The organism is Marinobacterium sp. xm-d-530, assembly GCF_013283365.1.
GTDB lineage: Bacteria > Pseudomonadota > Gammaproteobacteria > Pseudomonadales > Balneatricaceae > Marinobacterium_E.
The window spans coordinates 243,269-269,069 of record NZ_WBYM01000004.1; the positions used below are offsets into that span (position 1 = coordinate 243,269).

Sequence of the window (25,801 nt, forward strand, 5' to 3'; positions counted from 1 at the left end):
CGATTGATGCCACGCGCGTCATTTGGAATGGTATGAACACCAAATCTCCCGTGAAGCCAGAGTTTTTGCTCTTGATGGCCGCTTTGCAATGTCTAATGGCGCTCTATGTCGATGCGATGTTGCCTGCCCTGCATGAAATTGGATCTGATCTTAACGCCCTCGACAACAACCGTTATCAGTTTGTTATTACTAGCGTTATGTTGGGTCTGGCTGTAGGGCAGTTTTTCTATGGCCCCCTTGCCGATGCCTGGGGTCGAAAGCCTGCGGTCTATCTTGGCTTTACACTGATGCTGATCGGCACCCTGATCTCTCTGTTTGCAGAGACCTTTGAGGTCATGTTGGTGGGACGAGTGTTACAGGGGTTAGGTGCAGCGGGTCCGCGTGTTGTTACCATGGCGATTGTGCGTGATAAATACGTTGGGCGCGACATGGCGCGTGTGATGTCACTGATCATGACCATCTTTATATTCAGTCCCGTTGTGGTCCCTATGCTGGGCCAACTGGTATTGCTTGTCGCCGATTGGCGAGCAGTGTTTGGCATGCTGTTGGTGCTGACAACGGCGGCCTGGATCTGGTTTTCTCTACGCCAAGAGGAGACGCTTAATCCAGAGCATCAATCGACTCTCTCCTTTAAACCAGTGATGAAGGCGATGCGTCAGGTTGTGACGACCCGCGAAGGGTTTATCTACACCTTTGCCGGCGGCTTGGTACATGGATCATTGATTGGCTTTTTGGTCTCCGTACAGGGGATACTTCAAGGCATCTACGATACTGGCGCACTCTTTCCGGTCTACTTTGCAATGATGGCGCTTGGGGTTGGGGTATCCTCTTTCATGAACTCAAAGCTGGTCTACCGCTTTGAGCTCAGAAAGTTGGTCATCTTTGTCATGGCGTTATCGGGTCTAATTTCATTGCTAGAGGCGATCGTCATTGGTGCTTGTCAGCTGACGGTTCCTCTACAGGTGTTTATCCTGATGATGATTGTTACGACCTTCTTTTTTGGCTTGTTGTTCGGCAACCTCAACGCGTTGGCAATGGCGCCCTTCGGTAAAATCGCAGGTGTCGCTTCAGGCACTATTGGGGCCTTTACCATGTTGCTGGGTGTCTTGGTTGGCTCGCTGATCGGCATGCAGTTTGATGGCACTGTTCTGCCTCTACTGATCGGATTCGCGGTTACAACCCTATCAGGCTTAATGTTAGTGATTCTCTTTTCAAAACCCAGAGTGCAACGTGTTGAGGTGCCACACTGATCATGAGTGATCAAACATCAGCTCTGCTCTCACCCGGCCAGGAAGATCTCTGGTTTTTGCCCTTAGGGGGTTCAGGCGAGATCGGTATGAACATGAATCTTCTCGGTCACGCCGGTGACTGGATCATGATCGACTGTGGTGTCACCTTTGACGAGGTGGTTGATCCTGAATCGCACCGCACTGCAGCTGTAGTGTCAGCCGACCCCAAGTTCATCTCGCGTCAAAAAGAGAACCTTAAGGGAATTGTCATAACCCATGCCCATGAGGATCACTTGGGAGCTCTGCCGTTCCTCTGGCCACGCTTGAAAGCACCCGTATACGCTTCGCCTTTCGCGGCAGAGGTGCTAAGAAGAAAACTGGCACAGCATGGCTTAGATGGCCGAGTACCTATTCATGTGATCAACCAACGGGAGCGATTTACTCTCGGTAACTTCACCCTTGAATTTCTACCTATTACGCACTCGATTCCAGAAGCACAGTCTCTGCTTATTGAAACGGCTGTTGGTACGGTACTGCACACCGCCGACTGGAAAATCGATTATGACCCAGTCATTGGTGAGCCGTTCGATGAGTCACTCTATAAAGGGCTCTCTAAACTGAATATTCGTGCACTGCTTTGTGATTCGACCAATGCGCTGAAACCGGGAATGTCGAAATCAGAGTCGATCTGTTATCGCGGCATTTTGAAACAGCTGGAGTCGGTTCAAGGTCGAATTGTGGTCAGTTGCTTTAGTTCAAATTTGGCCCGCCTTGTCACAGTTGCTCGTGTAGCAGATGCTTTAGGTCGACGCTTTGCACTGATCGGCCGTTCTCTGAAAAACATGTACTCCATCGCCAAAATGACCGGTTACTGGCCTGATGAGTTAGAACCCATTGATGAGTCTCATTTGGGTTATCTTCCAGCCGAAGAGGTGTTTGCGATTGCGACCGGTAGCCAGGGAGAAGAGCGTGCAGCATTGAATCGCTTAGCACTGGACTCCTATCCTCATTTTTCAATGGAGGAGGGCGATCTGGTGTTGATGAGTTCGTTCCTTATTCCCGGAAATGAGCGGTTGGTGGAGCGGATGTTGGATCGTTTTAAAGCGCGCAAAGTTAAAGTGGTTGAATCGGCCACCAGCTCGACGCCGATTCATGCATCTGGCCACCCATGTCAGGCTGAATTAGCCGATATGTACTCTTGGGTACAACCGATTATTGCGGTGCCATTGCATGGTGAACCTGAGCACATCAAAGCGAATGCCGAGATTGCTCGTAAGTACTCCGTACCGGTTCAACTGATCGGTGAGAATGGCGATCTCTACGAGTTGGCGCCGGGTCATCGTATTCACTATGCCAAGGTGCCCGCCGGCCGCCTTGCTCTCGTTCAATAGTGGGCCGATTTTTGCAATGTGTCTGTTAGCTTTCAACTGGCGTCCTAACCACACTACCCCGTTACTCTTGGTGGCCAATCGAGATGAGTTCCATGACAGGTCGGCTCTGCCCATGCACTGGTGGCCTGTACATCGAAGCGACTCTTTAGAGGTATTGGCCGGCCAAGATCTAAAAGCTAAAGGAACTTGGTTGGGGTTCAATCGCTCTGGTCGATTCGCATTTTTGACGAACATTCGCCCTGGTTATATTGGCGTAGAGGGCGCTCGCAGTCGGGGTGAGATTCCACTGCTGTTCTTAAACTCAAACGAATCTATCCAGCAGATTGCTCAAGCGTTAAAAGATAATAGATATCAATATGCCGGCTTTAATCTGATTGTTGGTGAGCCTGGGGCGTTATTTTGGATGAGCTCAAACAGTCCTGACCTTCAGCCAATAGAGCCTGGGGTACACGCTCTGAGTAATGATGCACTTGATACTCCATGGCCTAAAGTGACACTGGCACGCCAACAGATCTCCGAACAGGGTGTTTTGCTAGAGACTCAACTGGATGGATCTGGTCTATTAATGGACCCTAACCCAGCGAATGACGCTGAACTTCCAGATACCGGTATCCCTGTCGATTGGGAGCGCCTGCTCTCTTCTCAGTTGATTGTCAGTGAAACCTACGGCACTCGATCTCGCTGCTTGTTCCGACTATCCGGTGGTCAGTATGATGTGGTTGATCAGCAGTTAGATAAAACCGGTGCTGTCGTGTTAGAACAGCCGTTTAGTTGGTTTGTCGGGGAGTAACAGATGTTTGGAATAGTCGATTTTTACACCTATCTGATTGGGACAATCATTATTATTTTGCTGCCCGGTCCCAACTCTATGTATGTCGCTACGGTAGCAGGGCGCCGAGGCGCTCTCGCAGGGTTTCAAGGAGCGGCGGGTATTTTTGTGGGGGATCTGACGTTGATGACACTGTCAGTCGCCGGTGTGGCGAGCCTGATTCAAACCACCCCCATTCTCTTTACGCTGCTTAAATATGCCGGTGGACTCTATCTTATGTGGCTCGGTTTTGGTCTGCTAAGGTCGCTTTTCACTAAACCTCAAAACAGTGATTCGGACATCGATTTGCCCAAGGACTCTAAACACCCATTTAGAGTAGCGCTGACGATCAGCCTTCTTAACCCTAAGGCAATACTCTTTTTTGTCTCGTTCTTCATTCAATTTGTCGATCCAAGCTACGACAACCCCTGGCTCTCTTTTGCTATTTTGGGTCTGGTTGTTCAACTCTGTTCACAGATCTATCTTGCGGTGTTGATTCTTATGACGATCTATTTCAAGTCTCTTCTAGCCGAGGGGGGGAAACTTTCAGGCCTTGCGAAAGGGTTAGCGGGATCACTGTTTATGGGGTATGGTCTTAAACTAGCACTATCAAGCAACTAGTGTTCAGTTTTTGTATTAATAACCCTATATTTTGGTCCAGGTATGAAGCTTATATTGAAAATAGGTCTAGTGTTAGCGTTAACACTGCAAGCCCCCTGGGTCGCTGCTTCTGATGCCGAATTACTCTCTCAGCTGAGTCAACAAGAGCGTGACTATCTCGAGAATAAACAGACCATAAGGATGCCTACCTATAGCAATTGGCGCCCCTTTAACTATGTTGATGCGGGTCAGCCGAAAGGCTATCTAATTGACTTAACTCGACAAATTAGCCAAAAGCTGGGTTTAGAACTGCGCTTTGTTAATGGGTTTGAGTGGTCGCAGCATATGGAAAAATTGGCCGATGGCCAGTTAGATGTTGTCGGTAATATGGTGCTGACTGAAGAGCGCCAACAGCGCTATCTTTTCAGTGAAAAGCAGACACTAGAACTGTTGACTGGGCTAGTCAGTTTAAAAGGGTACACGCGCTTTGCCGATCTGGATGGCCAGGTTGTTGGTATTCAGAAAGACTCTATTTTTGAGAGCTATTTTAAGAAGAATTATCCTCAGGTTCGCTATAAAGAGTACTTATCATTTGATGAGATGATGGCTGCTCTGTTGAACGGCAAAATTGATCTGTTCGTAGAGAACTATTCGATTGCCAACTATCTGATCAACGTTTCCCACATCTTTAATGAGGATCTGCAAGTTAGACTGCTAGAGTCTGAACCGGGACTGCAGTTAAATATGCATTTTGCGTTTAACCCGCAAGATAGAATGCTGAAAACCCTTTTTGATAAAGCCTACGATAGCTTCAGCCCTGATGAAATCAGGGCGCTACAAGAGCTGTGGGGCATGGTGCCAAACAGTGAATTGAGCCCTTTCACTAAAGAGAGCTTACAAAAGCTGCTCTATCTCTTTTTCGCCACACTGGGCGTCATATTTCTGCTGCTTTACCGCTATCTACTTCTATCGAAACAGAGCTCAAAAATAGCGCAGATTAACAAACAGTTAGAGCAAGAGCATTCTGAACTAGAGCGTTTGAATCAAGCTTACGCGGAACAGGTGGCAAAAGTTCAAAGCTCTGAAAAACTTTCAAAAGCTTATCTCAGTGCCTTAACCAAGATGGGTAATATGTTTGCCGTGATAGGTGTTGAGAGCCTGAAGGTAATCGATGCTGACGATAAGACTGCGCAGTGGTGGGGGTATCAAACTGCTGAAGAGGTTATCGGTAAAACGATACCTGATTTGATGGATATCACACCAGAGTTTGCTCGCCAATTTCACCTCGATGCTAAACGTCAAGGTGTCGCAATCCTAGTTCAAAAACAGCTGCGCCCAGCACCAGGTACTGAGGCCAAAGTGGGTGAAGTCTGCTTGATCTATCAGCCGGCTAAAGATGGAGTCGAGGCTCATACCATCCGTTTAATGCGCGATGTTTCGGAAGAGCAGGCACTCCGTCAAGCATTAACGGATAAAGCTGAAGAGGCTGAAAGACTCTCACTGGTTAAAAGTGAGTTTTTGGCCAATATGAGTCATGAGATTAGAACACCTATGAATGCGGTGCTGACCTTGGCTCAAACCTTAGCGCGTGCTGAAAACGCCAATAAACCCGTACTCGAAAAAGCGAAAAAAATCCTAAGAGCGGGGCAGTCATTACAAAAGCTGATCGACGATATTCTGGATTTTTCTAAGATAGAGAGCGGTAAGCTCAAGCTGGTGACTACCGAATTCTATCTGGATGAACTGCTTGAAACCGTTGCTCTACTCATGTCCAGCTCAGTTAAAAGTAAGAAGGTTCACCTGGCGATTACACCGAGCTATCAGGGTAACCTCAAAATATCAGGCGACCAGCAACGTCTGGAGCAGATTTTGATCAATCTGATCAGTAACGCGATCAAGTTCACTTCGAGGGGCTATGTCGAGTTGAGGGTTGATGTGATCAATGCAGACACTGTACCCCGTCTTCGCTTTGCCATTCGTGATACTGGCATCGGTATGAGTGATGAGGTTTTAGCTAAAATTCTGAGGCCTTTTGAGCAGGGCGATGGTTCGATAACGCGTAAATATGGTGGGACTGGTCTAGGGCTCAGCATTACCCAGCAACTTCTCTCATTAATGGGAAGTGAGTTAATTTTTGAGTCCCAGCAGTTCCGAGGCACTACCGTCTCCTTCGAATTGACGCTCCCTTTGAAGGTTATTGAACTTGATCCTACAACAGAGGCTAGAGTTCTGATTGCCTGTAAAAACCCCTTTACACGTAACTCTCTTGTGGCCGTTGCCAAAGCCATGGGTCTAGATCATGAAGTTGGACAGACGCAGAGTTATCTGATCTATCAACTCGTTTCAGCCATAAAGGCGGATCGCTCCTTTGACTCTGTCATTGTCGATGAAGAGATGTCCGGTAAAAACTTGCAGCGTCTAGAAGCAGAGATCCAGAGTGAGTTACAGAGCAAGGGCGTTGATTGGTCTGGAAAACTGGCCACTGTAACCAGTCCTGTCAGTCATATTGAAGAGTTTGAGAACAGCCCCTATGACTGTTTAATGGAGCCTGTTACCAGTTCTACATTAAAACGCATCATCAATTCTGATACCCAGCCTGAGACAGAACAGATTCCCAGTCAGCGGCTTTTGAACCGAACACTGTTAGTGGTCGATGATAATCTTTTCAACCGTGATTCTGCTCGCGAATTTCTTGAAGCTGAAGGGGCCTCAGTGCTTCTTGCCAATGATGGTAGTGAGGCGATCAAACTCTTAAGAGAGGCAGAGTCATCGATAGATTTGGTATTGATGGATGTGCAAATGCCAGTCATGGACGGTCTTGAGGCGACTCAAAGGATTCGTGCCCTGCGGCGGTTTGAAAACTTACCCATAATCGGTTTGTCGGCAGGCGCCTATGCTGAGGATATTGAAAAGGCTTTAGAGTCCGGCATGAATAACTACATCACTAAACCGGTCGATATTGAGAAAGCCGTTGTCGCAATTGCAGAACTGATTGCGCCTGAAGCACTGAAGGAAAATGCGATCTCAACTAACACCAATCAATGCGATATAGATAGGCCTCAAAGCTACTTTGATATAGCACTGGCTAGAGATTATTGGAGCAGTGATGAAACGGCTAAAAAGTATGTTGCACAATTCATTGAAAAATACGCCCAAACTCTTGAGTCGTTGCAGCAAGAGTCCGATGAGCTAAATGTTGAGTTTATCCATAAAATGAAGGGCGCTAGCAGTATTTTGGGAATGCCACAGCTCACCGAAAATCTAATGCTTCTTGAAGCCCTTCTTCGTAATGGAAAAAAATTATCGGCTGAACAGGTCGCCACACTGGTGGCTGTTTGGGCAGAGACAAAGCGCGAAGCTTTGACAAGTTTGGAATCATAAATAACCGATGAGTAAGCAAGAACAGGGTGTCTCTAAGGTCGTGACAACCAATCAGGCCGGTTTGCATGAGCGTCTCGATGAGATTGTATTGCGTAACTTAAATAACCCATTTCGCAAACCCATTGCCGACCATACTCAGGTCGCCTTTGATCAGGTGACCGATTGGCTCAAAGGTCGTTCCGGAGAGCTTATCTTGGACTCTTGCTGTGGTATTGGTGAAAGCTCCCGCCATCTTGCCAATCGATACCCAGACGCCAATGTCATAGCGGTTGATCGTTCTGCTTATCGTCTTAGTAAGCACGAAAACTGCTTCACGGGTGAGCTTGATAACCTACTCTTTGTGCGAGCGGATTTAATCGACTTTTGGCGCCTGGCTGCAGCTTCAGAGTGGCGTCTAGCCAAGCATTTTATTCTCTACCCCAACCCTTATCCTAAATCAGCTCAGGTTCAGAGACGTTGGCATGCCAGTCCTGTATTCAGTGATCTATTGACCTTGGGTGGGGAGTTAACCGTTAGAAGCAACTGGAGACTCTACATCGAGGAGTTCGTCAGGGCACTGGCGTTGGCGGGTCATGAAACTAGCGTACAGTTATACAGCGCTGACCAACCGATGAGTGCATTTGAACGGAAATATTGGGAGAGTGGTCAGCAGAGCTGGCAGTGCGTAGCGCAGCTTTCAGAGTCTGGCTCAGCTTTAAAACCCTAAGATCCTAAGAGCCTCTTCATCCTGTATGCGCCTGTTGAACGCTTGAATCAGCCCCGCCTTGGCCGTTGACTCAGAGGCTGATGAAGCCGATTTAATGGACAGAGTTGTGGCATGCTCCACCTTAGATTGACCATCCAAAAAGCGAATTGATAAATCGGCTTTGGCAATGTGAATGCCATAGGCGCTACTGATTTCTTCAATGACCTGGCACTCGACGGTTATAACACCAGATGAGGAGTTGATCTCAAAACCGGCTTCTAGGATTAGACGCTCCAGTGAGCCTTTAAAGCTCATGCAGCTTTGTTCGGTTTTTAGCATTACCGGGTGGTTGGTTTGGTAATCTTTAATGGCAGATTCAGTGTCTGCAACCTGGTTGCTGTACTTTTCCCCAATCTCCGATTCCCCCAGCTGTTTCATAAGAGATATTAATGGCTGTTGAGCCTTTAGATCGGTTAGCTGTTGTCGAGCACTTGCCCAGTCAGAGAGAGTCTTGATTGGCTGTGCAGAGGAGGCGGTTAATCTGGGGTCTATTTCGTTTTTGAGGTTCTTAATTAAGGCCGTTTTTTTCAACGCTAGCAGGGTCGCGGTTCGTTGCGGTGCAATCACATCCTGTTTAAGGATCTCATATCCACCCAAAGGCAAACGCTCGGTTCTGCTTTGAATCGACGACTCCACCACTCGCTCAGTATATTCACGACTGTCTCTAACCGACGAAAGGCGCTGCTCTTGTGTGCTGGATAGTTGAACTAACAGTCTCTCGGCAAGATGAGCTAATGCAGCCTGCTCAGAGGCTTGTGCGCTGCCTCCCTCACCGACACCGTAAAATTGATCACCTGTGTTGACTAGCGGACTCATCAACCAATCAGGAGTCTTAGGTTCTGCGACAAGGATGACGGGTTCTCTGCTTGCACACCCAGTCGTTACAAAACTGGCCAACATTAGAAAAGCGAGAATGAATCTGCGGGTCATAGCTGGTTCTCTAAACGCGCCTGTTCACTCTTCTGACGTTCAACACGCAAAATGGCTTGGTTAATGATCTTGTTGGGCTCTTTTACCAACTGATCGGCTAACCGGTAGAGCTGCTCAGCTTGGCTAGTTTTACCGAGCTGCTCTTTAACAACGGCTAAATTGTAAGCCGCCACATAGCATTGGTCACCCGTACTGGTTAGAAGCTCGGAGAAGAGCACTTCAGCTTTGTCGATGCGGTGATCCTCAACGTACTCGATACCATACTCCAAAAGGTCCTCTTGCTCGCTGCTGTAGTCGATCTCTGGATCATCGAGCAGTTGCACTATGACAGTTGCCTCATAGGGGGCTATGTGAGTCATGAACTGATCGGTGATCTCTTCAGCTAGGTTGCTTAGGACACTCTCGGGTGTTGGAAGAGAGTAGGCGCTGTCACGACAAGCATCGTGACTCTCTTTTGCCGTGAAGCGTTCAGAGAGAATCAGGTCCCCGCGTTCAGTATCAACGAGTCGGATGGTAGCTTGCAGGTTGGAGTGCATCTCATCACAAGGGATGTAGCGCTCACGAGTTTTTTTGCACTTCTGATCGGCACACTCAACACGAGTAACGTAGTAGAGCGAGTAGTCGGTGGTCTGAATCTCCACCTCACCAGTAATCAGTCCTTTCGCACCGATCAGCTGACCGATCTCAACAGACGTCTGTTCATCGACTAGCCCAGAGTGTTGAAGTTTTTGCTCGTCTAAAATTGATTCAAGATCCTTACGGTTGACCACGGTAAAAAAGGTCTCACCTGTCACCCTATGGTTGGTGACTCGAGATTCAATGCTGTTTGCCACACCGGAATAGTCATTCTCAAACGGAAGCACCGCAACGACTTTGGTGGCGGCAGCCCGATCACTGATGGCTGGATTGATCAGGGTAATCTTAGCGGTCGATGAGCAGGCCGTAAGAAATAAAGCGGTGACCGCTAGCCCAAGGCTTTTTAATTTACAGTTTGTTAAGTTCACGCTCGGCACTCTGTTGTTGCGCTTGAGGAGAGGGGTCTTGCATCACCTCGTTAGAGGAGCAAGCCGAAAGTGATAAAGCTATCAGTAGTAGAGTAAATAGAGGTTTCATCAACAACTCACTTATCTAGTTGATCAATCTGAGAGTCGATCGCGTTATTGATCGTCGCTTTTTCAACGCCCAGCAAAATGAAGATGACCTCTGTTTCAGGGTGCTGCCAGTAGCTCACTTGTTGTGAGTTATTAATTGTCAATTCGGAGGTTTGTCTTGCGACTTGAGTGACGACGCGTTCAGCCGTCATCTCATCGGCACCCGTTGAACGTTGATAGGAGTCTAGTTTGCTTTTAATCTGAGCCTCGACCTGTTGTGCGATATCAGCACGAGCATTAATGGCTGCCTCTTTACGAGAAAAATCATACCCTAGCTTGCTCAATGGAGCAGATCCTACGCCGACATAACGATCAGCCTCCATGTAGCCACCACAAGCCCAAATAGGTGCTTGTTCACCATGGATGACGCATTCGCCACCTTCGACTAGATCGGGTTTAGGCAGTTCACTGCTGCAGCCGGCAAGGGTTGTTAAAAGTGTCGCAGTCATCAGTAACTTGGTGCGTAGGTTCATGATCATTATCCATTAGAAATTACTCATATGATGGTCACATATTTCCATAGAAATGTCAGGGTTATTTTTAGATGAAAATTGACACTCAACGGAATAAAACTCACCCGTGTGATTACCCCTTTACGGACAGATCACGTAAAATAACCAAAATCACAAATCAGAGTCTGTCATGGATAACCGCAGAAAAATTCGCGCTGCCGTCTCTCTTCTCTCGTTCATTGGGATTGTTGCCCCATTTATGTTTTTAATGGGTGCCGAAAATACCGAAGAGGCCTTTAATGAAAATGCCAGTTGGGTGATTAAAAATACGCTGGTGTGGATTGTTGTGATGTCTCTGCTGTTGATCAAGAATCCTAAGTTTTTTGGCGACGAAACCCCCTTCGATATACTGCTTCGTTACGCTAAACGTCTGTTTAAATCGAACGCTTCTGACCGATAGTGAGCCGTTGATCAATGCTTAAACTGAACGCACTATCTCTCTCTAATCTTCGCGGTGATCTGCTCGGTGGTTTAACCGCTGCGGTGGTCTCACTCCCTTTGGCGCTCACATTTGGTGTCGCCTCTGGCGCTGGCGCAGAGGCGGGACTCTATGGTGCGATCCTAATCGGTCTCTTTACCGCGCTGTTTGGTGGAACCTCTACGCTGATCTCTGAGCCTACTGGGCCTATGACCGTGGTGATGACCGCTGTGATCAGCACTCTAGTGGCTGCGAACCCTGAAAATGGTCTGTCTATGGCGTTTACCGTGGTGATCATGGCAGGGATATTCCAGATCGTGTTTGGTTATCTCAGGTTGGGCAAATACATCACCCTGATGCCCTATGCGGTGGTTTCTGGCTTTATGTCAGGCATCGGATTCATACTGATTATTCTGCAGATAGCCCCTGCGTTAGGGCAATCTCCACCGGCGGGCGGGGTGGTTGGTACCGTAACTCATCTGCCAGAGTTGATCATGAACGTGCACTTCAGTGAGTTGTTGCTGTTCTTGGTGACACTGGGTGTGTTGTTTAAAACGCCTGAAAAATACAAAAAGTTCGTGCCGCCTCAGTTGATTGCACTGGTTCTTATTACTCTGGTCTCTGTGATCATCTTTAGCAGTGATGGAGTCCAACGCATTGGTGAGATCGATGTGTCACTGCCTTCAATGACCTTGCCCTATTTCACCTATGATCAGCTTCAGATTATGTTGGTCGATGCGATGGTGTTGGGCATGCTTGGTTGTATCGATTCAATGCTTACCTCGGTCGTGGCGGACAACCTGACCCGAACAGAGCATGACTCCAACAAAGAGCTGTTTGGACAGGGGTTAGGCAATATCATGTCTGGTCTGTTCGGTGGTCTACCAGGTGCCGGTGCCACTATGGGCACCGTGGTCAATATTCAGTCCGGAGGGCGAACACCACTCTCAGGTGTTATAAGGGTTCTAGCACTGGCAATAGCTGTGTTTGGAGCAGGTTCATTGATCGAAAATATCCCTTTAGCGGTGCTGGCTGGTATTGCGGTAAAAGTGGGTGTCGATATTCTGGACTGGTCGTTCATTAAACGGGTTCACCTAGTCTCTAAATACAGCACGATGATCATGTATGCCGTTCTACTACTAACGGTGTTTGTCGATCTGATCGTTGCGGTGGGTGTCGGTGTCTTTGTCGCGAACGTCATCATCATCCGTAAGTTATCCGATGTTGAGGCTGAGAAGGTTCGCTCTATGTCCGATGTCGATGATGAGATTCCTCTGACCCCTGAACAGCAGTCCCTGTTGAATGAGGCGAATGGCCGTATCCTACTGGTCTACCTTTCGGGAGCGATGATTTTTGGTGTCTCCAAAGCCTTAGCCCGTGAGCGAAAAGACATCGCTAAACACGATGCGGTTATTTTTGATCTCAGTGACGTCAGTTATTTAGATGACACCATGACGCTCTCCATTGAGAACGTCATACTCGAAGCCTTAGATCTTGGTAAAGAGGTGCGTCTAGTTATGGCACCGGGCGCTGAAAAAGATCGATTGATTCGCCTTGGCCTTGATCAGCGCCTCCCGGCTGATCGTATAACAGAATCAAGAACCGAGGCATTGAGGCAGTCACTTTCCAGTTTATAAGCTAAGCTGAAGCAAAAGAGATTTGGAGGTCTACTATGTTCAGTTTGATCTTTAAGACAGTTCGCCACCTGTTACTCAGGGTATTGCTTCCGCTCAGTCTGCTCTTTTCAGGCGCGGCCTCAGCTAAAACGGTTAAAGAGATCCTTGCACTTGAAGAAGCGCCACCAGGAGTTGTGTTTGAAATTTTGGCGCCTAATCCACAACAGTGGCAACGGATTCAACCTCGTTTGATGGGTGCCATAGACTCTTTGCGATCAGCTTTTCCAGATCTCGATATTGCGGTGGTTAGCCACGGCAATGAACAGTTCGCTCTGACCACTGAGAATGAGAGTAAGTTCCCACTTTTGCATCAAGGGGTTCGTGATCTAGGTGAATCTGGCGTGGATCTGCATGTGTGTGAAACCTTTGCGAGTTGGAGCAACGTCACAGCAGAGGCTTTTCCAGACTACGTAGACGTTGCCCCTTCCGGTCCCGCGCAGATCAATAACTACGTTGCGATGGGGTATCTGTTGGTGGATCAGTTCGCGTTTTAATTCGCTCTCTGATTTAACATCTCTTTAATCTCAGCCAGCTGTTTTTGAAGATCAGCGATGGTTGGCTCATTGGCCTCGATCGCTTCCTCTTTAAGGATGCGCTCATGCTCCTCATTCATCACATTGACGACAATACCGATCACCATGTTCAAGAAGGCGAAGGCCGTTAAGAATATAAAGGATAGATAGTAGATCCAGCTTAGACTGTAGACCGTCATCGTTTCGTACATGACATCGGTCCAATCCTCAAAGGTCATCACCCTAAAGAGTGTCAACATCGACACCGCGACATCGCCCCAAAGGTCGGGGTTAATCGCAGCAAACAGCGTCGCACCAATAGCAGCATAGACGTAGAAAATGATGAACATCAGCAGAAGGACGTACCCTAGCTGAGGCAGTGCTTTGATCAACGAGTTCAGCAGCATTCTAAGTTCAGGAATGATGCTGACCATTCGGAAGACGCGGAACACGCGAACTAGACGTGCGACCAGAGCGGTATCGGCCTGACTGACAGGGATCAGGCTGATCACAACCACTAAGGTGTCGAATAGGTTCCAGGGATCCTTAAAGAAGGTGCGCTTGTTCTCATCGGCAATGAAACGAACCGTGATCTCGACCAGAAAGAAGACGGTAACAGCGATATCCAGCCAACCAACAATCATCTCAGCGGTGTCAGAAAGGTCAAAGGTCTTGGCACCAATAAGGAGCGCCGAGCCAATAATCACCGCAATTACGGTGAGCTCGAAGAGTTTGTTAGAGCGGATTTTAACGAGTGTCGATAGTAAAGCGTTGCTGTTCATTGGCTTAGAAATTCACTACATAAAATGGACGCTGATAGTAATTGAAAATACTGGAGTTGTGGAGAGGGTAGCTCTTGAGCTCTGTGTGAAAATTAATGAAGATCTATGCTGTACCGTTTAAGCGTCTCGAAACTGATAATCTCAAGTGTTTTTGCATTAGTTGCGGATAGATTAACTCTCGGGGCGCACCCTGAAACCTCAGCTTCCTCCCATCGTTGAGCACATAGGCACCAAGAGTCGCCTGGCTTTAAACCGGGGAACTGATATTCAGGCCGGGCGGTAATGAGATCATTCCCTTTGCGAAGTGAGAAGAGCAGAAACTCCTCCGTCATCACAGCGCAGACCGTGTGGGTTCCGCGATCATATTCATCTGTGTTGCAACATCCGTCTCTGTAATAGCCAGTTAGCGGATCACTGCTACACGTTTCAAGTGGCGTGCCTAATACGTTTAACTGTTGGTTGTTCATCTGTTTTACCTTAATGATTTATCGACTTATCCTATATAGGCCACCATTGGGTGCGTCACTCAACACTAAAATTGAGCCATCATTGGCCTGTTCAACGTCTCTAACTCTTCCCATCTCATCATTGAATAATCTCTCCTCTGAAACGGGCAGATTGCTATCAGGATCTATGACGATTCGGTAGATGCTTGTGAACTTCAAAGCGCCAACCAAAAGATTGCCCTGCCATTCGGGAAACATCTCTCCGGTATAGAAGGTCATTCCCGATGGTGCAATGCTTGGATCCCAGACCCAGAGAGGATCGGTATATCCATCGGGTGATGAGTTAAGACCTATATCCCCACCTATGTACTCCTTACCGTAAGAGACGGTTGGCCAACCGTAGTTGTTATCTTGCTCAATGAGATTGATCTCATCACCACCGCGTGGACCATGTTCATGAGACCATAAAAGTCCTGTATTAGGCTGTAATGCAAGACCTTGTGGGTTTCGATGACCCATCGAGTAAATCTAAGGCAACCAATCTTTCTGAGTATTGGCTGGCTCCGGCTCAACAAGGTTCAGTCGAATAATTGATCCAGCATGATTGGAGGGGTTTTGAGCGTTACTGCGATCACCACGGTCGCCCAAAGAGGCAAACAGGTAGTTGCCCTCTATGACTATCCGACAGCCGAAGTGTGCACCGGAGGGAGAGCGATGGTTGGAGACAAAAATATCCTTGGGTGTTAAAAGCTGATACCCATCCAATTTGGCCGATGCAATCGCTAAGCCTGCGCCACCTTTTAACGGTTTGCTGTAGCAAAGATGTACCCTATTTGATTGTTCATCATAGGCGACATCGAGAAGCCCGCCTTGCCTAAAACTTGCTACAAACGGGGTGGGTAAAACGGCTCTTTGCTGCCCGGTTGTAAGGTTAATGCGCAAAAGGGCACCGGCTCTTGCTGTCACGAGGACCTCTTCATCGTTAAGGACAGCGATACCCCAAGGGTGAGAAATGTCTGAACCTATTTTTTCGATGGTGAAGGCGAGAGAAGCCTGGCTTAGTAGTAAGGCTGATAGGAGAGTGATGACTTTCATTTCAGATACCGTTGGTTTTTATGTAGTTACGGTATTTGGGCTGGGGTGGATTTTTGGCCAGATTTATGAAAACACCTCCTGTGTTTTCACCCTTCGGGCCGTCGCACCTTTGGTGCTCCTTTCAAGGCCAGATTTGCGATTACACATCCTGTGAAGTAATCCTGCGGACTAGCTTTCAGCTATCCAAATAATGCTGTCCTGCATTATTTGTCGTCAGTTCTGCATCTGACCCATCCGCCAGACGAAAAAAAAGGTATAAACCCTGCGGGCCTATACCTTTTTTTACGTTGGTAGCGGGGGCCAGATTTGAACTGACGACCTTCGGGTTATGAGCCCGACGAGCTACCGGGCTGCTCCACCCCGCATCAACGTGGGGCGTATTATACATAGGTTTAAGGTTGCTACAAGCCTGTTTCTAAATTATTACGAGATTCTTTCACTATTTTTTTAGTTTGGTACTCTTTGTAGCCTATTTTAAGGAGTATGGCGTTGCACGATTACTATTTAGGCTTACCTCAGTGGCAACATCCTGTTTGGGAGGGTGGCTGTTTGGCAGGGGGTGGAACTGCGCTACAACGTTATGCTCGTCAATTTTCATCGGTTGAGGGAAACACGACTTTTTATGGTTTGCCTAAACCGGATACGGTGAAGCGTTGGCGGGATGAGACGCCGGATGACTTTCGATTCTGTTTTAAGTTCCACCAAGATCTTTCTCATCGCAGCGCTTTAGAGGTGGCTAATCCTAAAGTGGCCGAGCAGTTTGAAGTGTTGGAGCCGCTGGCGGATAAAATTGGGCTGCTCAACTTGCAGCTACCAAAAAGCTTTAACAGTGAAGGGATTGAGCATATCCATCGATTTCTGTTGGCTCTACCTAAGGCCTTCAACTACTCGGTTGAAGTTCGTCACCCTGAGTTCTTTGCTAAAGGGGATGAGGAGAGGGCGTTTAATCAGATGCTGCTGGAGACCGGCGTCAATCGTGTGATGTTCGACACCCGTCCCATATTTGCGGTAACCGCTATGGATTCAGCTACCTTAGATGCACAGCAGAAGAAGCCAAAGGTACCCTTACATGTCATTGCAACGGCTCAGCATCCGCAGGTTCGTTTCATCTCGACCATGCAGTGGCAGGAGTCCGATCGCTATTTAGATCAGTGGGTCACTAAGGTGTTGCAGTGGGTCGATGAGGGGAGGGTGCCTTATCTCTTCTTTCATACGCCAGATTGTGCTGAAGCACCGGAACTCGCCTCGCGTTTTGTCGATAAGTTGAAAGAGGCAAAACCCTCTGTGCAGGGTGCAGTGCCAAAACTACTTGCATCCGAACAGAGCTCTCTATTTTAGAGAGTCCGTTCTGCTAGTGTAACGCGTGAGTTTGTGCCAGTGTGAAGGGGGCAATGGTCGCTTGAAAGGTCTCATTTTCGTCGGTGATCATGTCGTAGTGACCTTGCATGGCACCCACCTCAGTCGCTAACACCGTGCCGCTGGTGTAGCTGTAGCTTTTGCCCGGTTCAATGGTGGGCTGTTCACCGACAACTCCTTCCCCCAATACCTCTTGTGTCTTCTCATTACCATCGGTAATCAGCCAACGGCGGCTCAGTAGCTGGATTGGCATAGGGTTATGGTTGGTGATGGTGATGTGGTACGAAAAGACGTAGCGGTGTGTATCTGGATCCGATTGGTCGGTCAGATAGTCGGTTGTCACATCGATCACTACGTTTCGGCTCAGTTCATAATCTTGCATGGATAGAGAGTCTCGTCGTGCAGTGCTTATTCAGCGCTGTTTCGTAAATCATAGATCGCGTCAGCGATGGCGACAAATTCAGCAAGTGAGAGGCGCTCAGGGCGTAACCCAGGATCAATACCCAAGGCTTCAAGTTGCTCGCCGGTAATCCAACCCTTCATGTTGTTACGCAGAGTTTTACGTCGCTGACTGAAACCGGTTCTGACGACGTCAGCCAACAGCTCAGCGCTTTTTGCTTGTATTGGCAGGGTTTTGTGCGGAATCAATCTAACAATGGCGGAATCGACCTTCGGTGCCGGATTAAAGGCGCCAGGTGGCACGATAAAGAGCTTCTCTACCTGACAGTAGTACTGCGCCATTATGCCAAGGCGGCCGTAGTGATTTTCACCCGGCTGCGCAGCTAGACGTTCCACCACCTCTTTCTGTAGCATGAAGTGCATGTCGCTGATCAATCCTGAAAAACTCAAGAGATGGAAAATCAGCGGCGTTGAGATGTTGTAGGGCAGGTTGCCGATCACGCGCAGTGGGTGCTCATCTTGTTGCAGTGACGAGAAGTCAAACTTGAGAGCATCCGCCTCGTGAATCTTAAACTTCTCCTCGTACCTAAAAAACTTGGTACGCAGGACTGGAACGAGATCACGGTCTAACTCTACCGCTTCCAGCGCACCGGCGAGCTCTAGAATCTCTTCTGTAAGTGCACCTAAACCGGGACCAATCTCAACGAGGTGCTCTTCAGGTTTTGGATTAATCGCAGAGATGATACGACCGATAATAGTAGGGTCGTGCAGAAAGTTCTGACCGAAACGTTTGCGGGCCACGTGCCCAGGGTTTTTACTGCTCATATCAACCTATGATTGTTTACGGTTAGAAGCCATCTCGGCAGCATAGCTAAGGGCGGTCTGCAAAGAGCCTGCATCGGCTCTGCCTGTGCCGGCAAGATCCAACGCTGTGCCGTGATCGACTGAGGTGCGCACAATAGGCAGACCCAAGGTGATGTTCACTGCTTGGCCAAACCCTTTGTATTTGAGAACTGGCAGCCCTTGGTCGTGGTACATCGCAAGCACCGCATCAGCGTCTTTTAGATGGTGTTCGGTGAAGAGCGTATCGGCAGGGAGTGGGCCAATCAGGTTAACACCCTGCTTACGGTAGCTATTGAGTACCGGTTCGATAGTGTCGATCTCTTCACGCCCCATGTGTCCGCCTTCGCCGGCATGGGGGTTCAAGCCTGCAACCAAAACGCTGGGTTTGTCACAACCGAAGTAGTGCTTCAGATCATCCAACAGAATATCAATGACCGAACGAAGTAGCGGTTGTGTCACAGCTTGAGGTACTTCTGATAATGGCAGATGTGTCGTTGTAAGAGCAACTCGTAGCCCTTGGGTCGCCAACATCATAACAACCTGATCGACGTCACAGCGCGATTGCAGAAACTCTGTATGGCCTGTGAAGGGGTAACCAGCATCATTGATGACACCCTTATGAACCGGTGCTGTGCAGATGGCATCAAACATGCCACCCAAAGCCCCGTCTACAGCTAAACGAAGGGTATTCAGAACATAGACGCTATTGAGCGGATCCAGTTGGCCTGGAATAACATCGGCATTCGAGGGGGTGCCAATGTAAAAGAGCTCTCCAGGCTGGCAGCCAACGGCAGGCTGGTCCGGATCAAACTCATGCAGTTTGATCGGCAAGCCTAAGAGTTTTGCGCGATCGACAATGATGTCAGGGTCACAGATGATGACCAGTTGGTGTTCAGAGCCTTGCTGGGCAATCTGAACACAAAGGTCTGGACCGATGCCGGCAGGCTCACCCGGAGTCAGTGCAATTCGAAGAGCCACTACTTCACCTTAATGTCGACGTAGGCTTCTGAGCGAAGTTCACGTAACCAAGTGGAGAGTGCTTCATCGTACTTACGTTTACGGATTTCTGAGCGGGCTTGGTTTTCACGCATCTCAGTGGTGAAGTCCTGTTGGCGACGCTCTTGTACTTGGACAATGTGCCAGCCAAAGCGAGATTCAAAAGGCTCGCTCACCTCATTAATAGCCAATTTGTCCATCTGCTGTTCAAACTCAACAACCATCTTATCCGGTTGGATCCAGCCTAATTCACCACCCAATGAGCCACTACCCGGATCATCACTGTAGCGGCGCGCCAACTCTTCAAAGGGTTCACCCTCTCTGTATCGTGAGTAGATCTCCTCAGCGAAGGCTTGAGCCTGTGCTGATGTGCGAATCTCTGAAGGGGCTACCAAAATGTGACGTGCCCGGGTTTCGGTTACCAGTGTGGCTTGATCGCCACGACGCTCGCGCAACTGCAGCAGGTTAAAGCCTGAAGGGGTTCTAACCACTTTAGAGACGTCGCCATTTGCTAGACCCGACACAGCAGAGAATATTTGGGTTGGTAGCTCTTGCGCTTTGCGCCAGCCCAGATCACCGCCATTCAGCGCATTGGGTGCATCGGAGCTGCGTACTGCTAGATCCGCAAAATTAGCGCCTTGATCCAGCTCTGTTTTAAGTTGGTTGGCGCGCTCTTGAGCGGATTTAATCTGCTCTGGCGACGCAGGTGAAGGAAGAGCGACTAGAATGTTGCTCAGTAGATATTCACTGCGGTCTTGGTTCTTCGCAAGATCTGAATTGAGATAGTTCTGAACCTCTTGGTCCGTTACGCTAACACGACGGTTGACGTTGCTCTGCTGAACACGGCTGATGATCAGTTCACGGCGAATCTGATCACGCACCTGCTGATAGTCACGCCCTTCATTGATCAACGCTTTACGGAAATCACTCAGGGATAGGTTGTTCTGCTGAGCGATACGGTTCATCGTACTGTTCAGCTCACTATCACTGACGCGAATGCCTTGGCGCTCTGCCAGTTGCAGTTGAATACTCTCAATGATCAGCTGCTCTTTGACTTGATTAGCCAAAACCTCAGCGGGTGGTAGCTGAGCTTTACGTGCCGTTAATTGAGCACGGATATCACGAATTCGCTGATCCACTTCGGAGCTCATGATGATGCTTTCGTTAACTACGACGGCAACACGGTCCAGTGCAACGGGCTCTGCAAGCACGGAGCTGCTTGAGAGGGCAAGAATCGCCGATGCGATCAAATGTTTAAAAGTTGTCACGGTCATCCTCGTTATAACCCGTTAAATCCTCAAGGAACTGACGACCTTCGCTCTGGCCAAAGGCGCCCAGACCGCGAAGAATGAATTGAATGTAGAACTTGTTCTCACGTTCGAAATCGCTGCTGCCGTCGACAATGCTTCGCTGTCCGGTAAAGCGCACCTTCCAACAGCAGTTTTCGTACTCGATACCGGCAAGCGTCTCTAGGTTTTCAGACTCTTTGATATCTTGGGTGTATCGTGCAACGCCGCTCCACTCTGTCGTGATCGGCCAACGCGTGGCCAGATCGATCTGGTTGAAGGTGTTGTTACCGTCACTGCTCTGCGTTTTACGTAGGTTTGCGTAGAGTAGTCGCTCATCATCTGGACGGTAGTAGGCACGATAGTTTTCGGTCAGTAACGCAGCTGTTTCACGATCAATGCGCGAGTCATGGCTCAGCGTCAGCACTTCAGAGGGCTTCCAGCTGGCGTAGACAGCGTAATCCGATTGATCTGCTGTACCGGTTGAATCGCCTGGGCGAGCATCGTGATCACCAAAGTAGTGAGCCTGTGCAATGCCTGCCGAGATCAGCTCACGCCCCGTTAGACTGTAGACTTTGCTCTCTAGACCTAGGGTTGCTTGATCGGTATGGCTGACACGGTCATTACCGGAGTAGCCTAAATTATCGAACAGGTTGCCGTAGCTAAAGCCAAGGGCGCCTGAGTCAAAGTTAAGTGTGTCTGTATCCTCACCATCAACATGTATCAGTTTGATGCGTGGCTCTAGCGTCTGAGTGGCAATCTCGCCCTGACGTTCAAAGATCAGGCCTGAATCCAACGAGGCAAACAGGTTGGTGTGCGACGCACTGCTATTATCTGAGAAGTCATAGCTTGAGTGCCAAACGCCCGCTTCAGGTCGTAGGTAACCCCAAGTGGTCTCCGCGCTGTAACCGATTGACTGGCGGGCATGAAGACGACTGCCGTCGGTTGCGCTCTCATTGGTTGAATCAAACTGTGTGTACTGCACGGCGAGATTCAGCACTGTCTCATTCAGACTTTGGCTGGTACTGAAGTTGAGCTGAGGCATGCGCTTGTAGCTGGTTGAGTTATCTAGAATCTGATAATCATTAACCAGTGCCGATGCACTCCAGCCATTACCGCTATAGGCTACTTGAGCACGCTGAGAAAGTACATCAGCAGCCGGTACTGCCAGCGTTACCGGCGTTAGGTCGTCAAAGTAGTTGTCATCACTGACGCGAGTGAAGCTGACATCACTCGACCAGTTGGGTGCCGGAGTGCCGGTATGATTGAAGTCGATCAACCAACGTTCACTCCCCTGAAGATCATCATCGGGAAGCCAGCTGGTATTCAGCGTGTTCATGCTGAAGCTGTTGAGGTAGCGCGCCTCGTTTTCAAACAGTACGCCACGCTGTTCGATGATGCGCGTCGTTAGCGTGTCATCGATGTTAGGCGCAATGTTGAAGTAGTAGGGCAGAGCCAGATCGTAACCATCCTGCTCGCTGGTGCTGAGGGATGGATAGAGTAAGCCCGTTCTGCGCGTGTCATTCAATGGCCAGTAGAAGTAGGGCAGGTAGAAGACCGGTACACCAGCAACTTCAAATCGGGTATTCCACGCCTCTCCATACCCCTCTTGAGGATAGAGCTCCATCTGCGCTGCTCGAATGCCCCAATCGTTATTACCCGGTTCACAGTAGGTAATCAGTGTATCTTCGGCTTCAACGCGCTGATCACCAAAGCGTGTCATCGCTTCTGCATCACCGCGCATATGTTGATCATGCATGACGAAGCGCGCTTCATTGGCGATGGCGATCTTATTGTTCAGGTCAGCAGACATGGCATCTGCAATCATCAACAGGTTGGGTTCACGGTAACGCACATCGCCACGCAGTAGGGCTTGTCGCGATTGCGCTTCAAACTCGGCGAGGTTGGACTTAATCTGGCGACCAGACTCTTCGATGATGACGTTGCCACGTAAAATGGATAAACCATCGAGATCGGCATCGGATTCGTCAGCGTTGATGACCGTGCTGCTCTCTTCGTTACCGGGAGCCAGATCGCCAACCCAGATGTCAGGCTCATCATAGCGACCTTTGCAGACCAGTCTTTCAGCATCCAGAGGTGCTAAACGAACCCAGTCTAAATTGATGTCACGTCGGTCATCACTAGGGTCACGAATGATGGCCCGAGCTGGAAGAGTGACTGCCTCAATCGGCTCATCTGTCGCTTCGCTCGTTGCAGTTGTTGCAACAGCTTTTGTGTCAGGCTCTGGTTTAGCGTCCGTTTTAACGGGTTCAGGTTTGGCGGCGATTGTCTGTTCTGGTTTCTGCTCTGGCTCGGCGGTCAGAGAATTTTTGGGCTCTTGCTCTTTTTTGGGCTCTGGCAGCGGTTTAGGCAGCGTTTTTGTGATCTGTGCTTCGATCGCATCTTCAGTTGCTGAGATGCGAGTTAACGGAACCGGCTCAGGTTTGTAATCGGCAGAAGCACCGCAGCTCCAACCTCGGTCAGTCTGCTGACAGTCCCAGGCGCCCGCTGCATTAGCGGCGTTTGAACCACCTGCAACAACCAAGCCTAAAATGATTTTTGTAATTGCGTTTTTTTCGAAGGGCATTGAATGCGATCCGCTGGCTACCGAGACGACGTTTAAGTAGCCTCAAAAGTCGAGTAATATTGGGCACTTATAATAAAGATTCCCGCTCTTCAGTACCAGAGGTTAACGTAAATGGGTTCGCGCCAAGCGCAATTAAAAAACTGGGCTAGACAGGTTTGGCCCTATGCCGATCGCGACCAGCTAGAGATTACCCCTGTCAGCGGTGATGCCAGTTTCCGTCGATACTTCCGTGCGTCGACACCTACAGCAGAGTTAATCGCTGTGGATGCCCCACCAGAGAAAGAGAATTCAGAGCCATTTGTGCGTATCGCTAAAGAGTGGTCTGAAAAAGGCATTCATGTGCCTGAAGTGGTGGCTGATGATCTTGCTTTAGGCTTTATGCTGCTGGAGGATTTTGCTGATCAGCAGCTCTTAGATCGCCTGAAATCCGAAGGTGATGCGCCCTATCTTCAGGCATTAGAGACGCTGTTGGGTATTCAGATGCTGCCGGCTGAGGGCTTGCCCAACTATGATGCCGCCGTGCTGACACGTGAGATGAATCTTTTCCCAGAGTGGTTCTTAGGTGAGATGCTTGGCATCACAGAGGGCTGGGATAGCCTTCTAGAGAAGACCTATCAGCAGTTGATCGAATCGGCGTTCAGTCAACCTCAAGTTTGTGTGCATCGCGACTATCACTCGCGCAATCTAATGCCGTTAGTCGATGGCGGACTGGGTGTGATCGATTTTCAGGATGCATTGATCGGTCCTGTCACCTATGACTTGGTGTCACTGTTACGTGATAGCTACATCGAGTGGCCAGAGTCAACGGTCGCTGAATGGGTAGAAAACTACCGCCTCATGCTGATGGATGTCGGTTTCTCTTTGCCAGACTCAGTAGGGTTTAAAAAGCTCTTCGATCTGATGGGCATGCAGCGTCAGCTCAAGGTGTTGGGTATCTTCTCCAGACTATACCTGCGTGATGGGAAATCGGGTTACCTTAAAGATATTCCATTGACCTTCGAATACCTCTACCGAGCCGCGTCGGCCCATTCGGAATTCTCCGATCTAAAAGAGGCGCTATCTGGGCTGATACCTGCCATGCGCCAACACCAACTGCTTGGTCAGCATATTGCTCCTGAGTGGCCGAAATTGTGAAAGCTATGATTTTAGCGGCGGGCTTGGGAACTCGAATGCGCCCGCTGACACTGACAACCCCCAAGCCTTTGATACCGGCTTTGGGAAAGCCTTTAATTGTCTATCAGATCGAAAATCTGGTGCGCGCGGGCATCACTGATATTGTGATTAATCACGCTTGGCTCGGTGAGCAGATTGAGCAAACACTGGGCAGTGGCGAGCAGTTTGGTTGCTCACTGCGTTATTCTGCCGAGCAGGAGCCTCTTGAGACGGCAGGTGGTATTCGTAAAGCACTGCCTATGCTCAAAACAGAGGGCTCAGATCAGCCGTTTCTTCTGGTCAATGGGGATGTCTACCTCTCCCAAGAGTACTCAGAACTGGATTTAACTCTGGATTCAGACGACCTGGCTAAACTCTGGTTGGTTGATAATCCAAGCTGGCACAGCGATGGCGACTTTGCCCTGTCTGATCAGCGAGTCTCACTTCATGGTGACGAAAAGCTGACTTTTGCGGGTGTGAGTCTGTTACGACCTTCACAGTTTGATGAGTTGGCGCTTAACGAAAAAGCGGCATTAGCGCCGCTTTTACGCAGAATGATAGAGCAGTCTAAAGTGGCCGGTGCTAAGCTAGGCGGATATTGGAATGATGTGGGTACGGTGGATCGCCTTGCCGATGTTGAAACCTTTTTGAAAGAGGCGGGTTGATGAATCCTCAAGCCATAGGCGAACAAATTTTTCGATACCGTACCGGTGTAGTCTTAGGTGCACTGGTAGGCCTGTTTACCGGTGGTATCTGGGGTCTGATTTTTGGTGGTTTTTTAGGCTTTCAGTTAGAGCGTGGCATTCGTTCAGCTAAGCAGATGGCACCACAGTTAATATTCTTTCGAGCGACCTTTGCCGTCATGGGGCGTATCGCAAAAGCGGATGGGCGAGTGACCGAGGATGAGATCGCATACGCCCGCTCCGTGATGGATCGAATGCAGCTCGATGAGTCCAAGCGCCGAGAGGCGATAGAGTACTTTACCGAGGGTAAGTCCCCAGACTTTGATCTGGATCCACTGTTGCGCCCACTTGCTGCAGTCTTTAGACATCGTAATGACCTGCGCATGATCTTTTTTGAATTGCAGATGGCAGCGGCTTTTGCCGATGGTGAAATCAGCGATGCCGAGCGTTTGGTGATTGTCGATATCTGTCAGCGACTGGGTCTTAAACGCGATGCCATTGATGCTCTGATTCGTCGAATGCAGGCGCAAAGCAGCTTTCATCAGCACTGGCAGGGCGGTGCACCGACTCAGCAGCGTATCGATGAGGCCTATGGTGTACTCGGTGTCGATGCCAGTGCCACTGATGCACAGGTAAAAAGGGCTTGGCGTAAGCTGATGAGTCAGCACCACCCTGATAAGCTGGTCTCAAAAGGTTTGCCAGAAGAGATGATGCAGCTGGCTAAAGAGAAGGCACAAGAGATCCAGGCGGCCTATGACCTGATTCGAGAGGTCCGCAAAGCCAGTTAACGGCCCATTAAAAGAGTCTTCAGTTTTTCTTTCTG

At 49.1% G+C, this 25,801-nt stretch carries 24 protein-coding genes, 1 tRNA gene and 1 pseudogene; 13 read left to right on the plus strand and 13 right to left on the minus strand.

Annotation, left to right across the window (positions count from 1 at the left end; genetic code table 11):
• Positions 1–32 precede the first annotated feature (32 nt).
• From XMD530_RS08460 to XMD530_RS08485, 6 genes are read left to right on the plus strand one after another with little or no spacing between them, the layout of a single operon-like run.
• Positions 33–1,250 carry a multidrug effflux MFS transporter gene (locus XMD530_RS08460; protein WP_173507016.1) on the plus strand — a complete coding sequence of 406 codons (1,218 nt, stop codon included), beginning with the start codon at positions 33–35 and terminating at the stop codon, positions 1,248–1,250.
• A 2-nt stretch (positions 1,251–1,252) separates the two neighbouring features.
• Positions 1,253–2,620, plus strand: a complete 1,368-nt coding sequence (locus XMD530_RS08465) for a ribonuclease J (RefSeq protein ID WP_173507017.1) — start codon at positions 1,253–1,255, stop codon at positions 2,618–2,620.
• 16 nt (positions 2,621–2,636) lie between these two features.
• A complete protein-coding gene (locus tag XMD530_RS08470) occupies positions 2,637–3,410 on the plus strand; it encodes an NRDE family protein (RefSeq protein WP_173494862.1) in 774 nt (257 codons plus the stop codon).
• Positions 3,411–3,413: 3 nt separating this feature from the next.
• Positions 3,414–4,049: a leucine efflux protein LeuE gene (leuE, locus tag XMD530_RS08475; protein WP_173494863.1), complete on the plus strand. Its 636-nt coding sequence runs from the start codon at positions 3,414–3,416 to the stop codon at positions 4,047–4,049.
• A gap of 42 nt (positions 4,050–4,091) precedes the next feature.
• Positions 4,092–7,409 (plus strand): response regulator, encoded by a 3,318-nt coding sequence (locus XMD530_RS08480; RefSeq protein ID WP_173507018.1) that lies wholly within the window; start codon positions 4,092–4,094, stop codon positions 7,407–7,409.
• A gap of 7 nt (positions 7,410–7,416) precedes the next feature.
• Positions 7,417–8,115, plus strand: coding sequence for a tRNA (guanosine(46)-N(7))-methyltransferase TrmB (locus XMD530_RS08485; protein WP_173494865.1), 699 nt, complete (start codon positions 7,417–7,419; stop codon positions 8,113–8,115).
• On the opposite strand, the gene XMD530_RS08490 is transcribed toward XMD530_RS08485, so the two are convergent.
• Genes XMD530_RS08490 through XMD530_RS08500 form a run of 4 tightly spaced genes read right to left on the minus strand, consistent with a single transcriptional unit; the run spans position 8,104 to position 10,708 of the window.
• Positions 8,104–9,084, minus strand: a complete 981-nt coding sequence (locus XMD530_RS08490; protein ID WP_173481257.1) for an LPP20 family lipoprotein — start codon at positions 9,082–9,084, stop codon at positions 8,104–8,106. The two genes, XMD530_RS08485 and XMD530_RS08490, sit on opposite strands and share 12 nt — an antisense overlap.
• Positions 9,081–10,088, minus strand: coding sequence for a CsgG/HfaB family protein (locus XMD530_RS08495; protein ID WP_173484348.1), 1,008 nt, complete (start codon positions 10,086–10,088; stop codon positions 9,081–9,083). The genes XMD530_RS08490 and XMD530_RS08495 overlap by 4 nt, the downstream gene beginning before the upstream one ends.
• Positions 10,069–10,197 (minus strand): hypothetical protein, encoded by a 129-nt coding sequence (locus XMD530_RS11430; RefSeq protein ID WP_256368157.1) that lies wholly within the window; start codon positions 10,195–10,197, stop codon positions 10,069–10,071. Before XMD530_RS11430 ends, XMD530_RS08495 begins: the two co-directional genes overlap by 20 nt.
• 7 nt (positions 10,198–10,204) lie before the next feature.
• Positions 10,205–10,708 carry an LPP20 family lipoprotein gene (locus XMD530_RS08500; RefSeq protein WP_173483055.1) on the minus strand — a complete coding sequence of 168 codons (504 nt, stop codon included), beginning with the start codon at positions 10,706–10,708 and terminating at the stop codon, positions 10,205–10,207.
• 169 nt (positions 10,709–10,877) lie between these two features.
• On the opposite strand from XMD530_RS08500, the gene XMD530_RS08505 reads away from it, so the two are divergent.
• From XMD530_RS08505 to XMD530_RS08515, 3 genes are read left to right on the plus strand one after another with little or no spacing between them, the layout of a single operon-like run.
• Complete coding sequence (locus tag XMD530_RS08505) at positions 10,878–11,147, plus strand: hypothetical protein (protein ID WP_173483054.1); 270 nt, start codon at positions 10,878–10,880, stop codon at positions 11,145–11,147.
• A 14-nt stretch (positions 11,148–11,161) separates the two neighbouring features.
• Positions 11,162–12,802 carry a SulP family inorganic anion transporter gene (locus tag XMD530_RS08510; RefSeq protein ID WP_173494868.1) on the plus strand — a complete coding sequence of 547 codons (1,641 nt, stop codon included), beginning with the start codon at positions 11,162–11,164 and terminating at the stop codon, positions 12,800–12,802.
• A gap of 35 nt (positions 12,803–12,837) precedes the next feature.
• Positions 12,838–13,335, plus strand: a complete 498-nt coding sequence (locus XMD530_RS08515; protein WP_173488691.1) for a DsrE family protein — start codon at positions 12,838–12,840, stop codon at positions 13,333–13,335.
• Here the strand turns inward: XMD530_RS08515 and XMD530_RS08520 are convergent.
• The 4 genes and pseudogenes from XMD530_RS08520 to XMD530_RS08540 all read right to left on the minus strand — a co-directional run bounded on the left by XMD530_RS08520 (position 13,332) and on the right by XMD530_RS08540 (position 16,041).
• Positions 13,332–14,135 carry an ion transporter gene (locus XMD530_RS08520; RefSeq protein WP_173481251.1) on the minus strand — a complete coding sequence of 268 codons (804 nt, stop codon included), beginning with the start codon at positions 14,133–14,135 and terminating at the stop codon, positions 13,332–13,334. The two genes, XMD530_RS08515 and XMD530_RS08520, sit on opposite strands and share 4 nt — an antisense overlap.
• Positions 14,136–14,227: 92 nt before the next feature.
• A complete protein-coding gene (locus XMD530_RS08525; protein ID WP_173481250.1) occupies positions 14,228–14,602 on the minus strand; it encodes a DUF2237 family protein in 375 nt (124 codons plus the stop codon).
• A gap of 18 nt (positions 14,603–14,620) precedes the next feature.
• Positions 14,621–15,676 (minus strand): annotated as a pseudogene (locus XMD530_RS11350) (PQQ-dependent sugar dehydrogenase).
• Positions 15,677–15,964: 288 nt separating this feature from the next.
• Positions 15,965–16,041, minus strand: a tRNA-Met gene (locus XMD530_RS08540).
• 118 nt (positions 16,042–16,159) lie between these two features.
• Between XMD530_RS08540 and XMD530_RS08545 the strand changes: the two genes are divergently transcribed.
• Positions 16,160–17,014 carry a DUF72 domain-containing protein gene (locus tag XMD530_RS08545; protein ID WP_173507021.1) on the plus strand — a complete coding sequence of 285 codons (855 nt, stop codon included), beginning with the start codon at positions 16,160–16,162 and terminating at the stop codon, positions 17,012–17,014.
• Between the two features lie 13 nt (positions 17,015–17,027).
• Here the strand turns inward: XMD530_RS08545 and apaG are convergent, their stop codons facing one another.
• Genes apaG through lptD form a run of 5 tightly spaced genes read right to left on the minus strand, consistent with a single transcriptional unit; the run spans position 17,028 to position 23,143 of the window.
• Positions 17,028–17,414, minus strand: a complete 387-nt coding sequence (gene apaG / locus XMD530_RS08550; protein WP_173507022.1) for a Co2+/Mg2+ efflux protein ApaG — start codon at positions 17,412–17,414, stop codon at positions 17,028–17,030.
• A 26-nt stretch (positions 17,415–17,440) separates the two neighbouring features.
• Entirely contained in the window at positions 17,441–18,256 is an 816-nt protein-coding gene (rsmA, locus tag XMD530_RS08555) for a 16S rRNA (adenine(1518)-N(6)/adenine(1519)-N(6))-dimethyltransferase RsmA (protein ID WP_173507023.1), read from the minus strand.
• 6 nt (positions 18,257–18,262) lie between these two features.
• Complete coding sequence (gene pdxA / locus XMD530_RS08560; RefSeq protein ID WP_173507024.1) at positions 18,263–19,252, minus strand: 4-hydroxythreonine-4-phosphate dehydrogenase PdxA; 990 nt, start codon at positions 19,250–19,252, stop codon at positions 18,263–18,265.
• Positions 19,252–20,538: a peptidylprolyl isomerase gene (locus XMD530_RS08565; RefSeq protein WP_371731753.1), complete on the minus strand. Its 1,287-nt coding sequence runs from the start codon at positions 20,536–20,538 to the stop codon at positions 19,252–19,254. Before XMD530_RS08565 ends, pdxA begins: the two co-directional genes overlap by 1 nt.
• Positions 20,525–23,143, minus strand: a complete 2,619-nt coding sequence (gene lptD, locus XMD530_RS08570; RefSeq protein ID WP_173506294.1) for an LPS assembly protein LptD — start codon at positions 23,141–23,143, stop codon at positions 20,525–20,527. The genes XMD530_RS08565 and lptD overlap by 14 nt, the downstream gene beginning before the upstream one ends.
• Before the next feature lie 111 nt (positions 23,144–23,254).
• On the opposite strand from lptD, the gene XMD530_RS08575 reads away from it, so the two are divergent.
• The 3 genes from XMD530_RS08575 to djlA are packed head-to-tail and all read left to right on the plus strand — an operon-like array spanning position 23,255 to position 25,766.
• Positions 23,255–24,277 (plus strand): aminoglycoside phosphotransferase family protein, encoded by a 1,023-nt coding sequence (locus tag XMD530_RS08575; RefSeq protein ID WP_173507026.1) that lies wholly within the window; start codon positions 23,255–23,257, stop codon positions 24,275–24,277.
• A gap of 5 nt (positions 24,278–24,282) precedes the next feature.
• The gene (murU, locus tag XMD530_RS08580) at positions 24,283–24,960 is read left to right on the plus strand and encodes an N-acetylmuramate alpha-1-phosphate uridylyltransferase MurU (protein WP_217364178.1); all 678 of its coding nucleotides are present in this window, start codon (positions 24,283–24,285) and stop codon (positions 24,958–24,960) included.
• Positions 24,960–25,766 (plus strand): co-chaperone DjlA, encoded by an 807-nt coding sequence (gene djlA / locus XMD530_RS08585; RefSeq protein ID WP_173488683.1) that lies wholly within the window; start codon positions 24,960–24,962, stop codon positions 25,764–25,766. Before murU ends, djlA begins: the two co-directional genes overlap by 1 nt.
• The last annotated feature ends 35 nt before the right edge of the window (positions 25,767–25,801 follow it).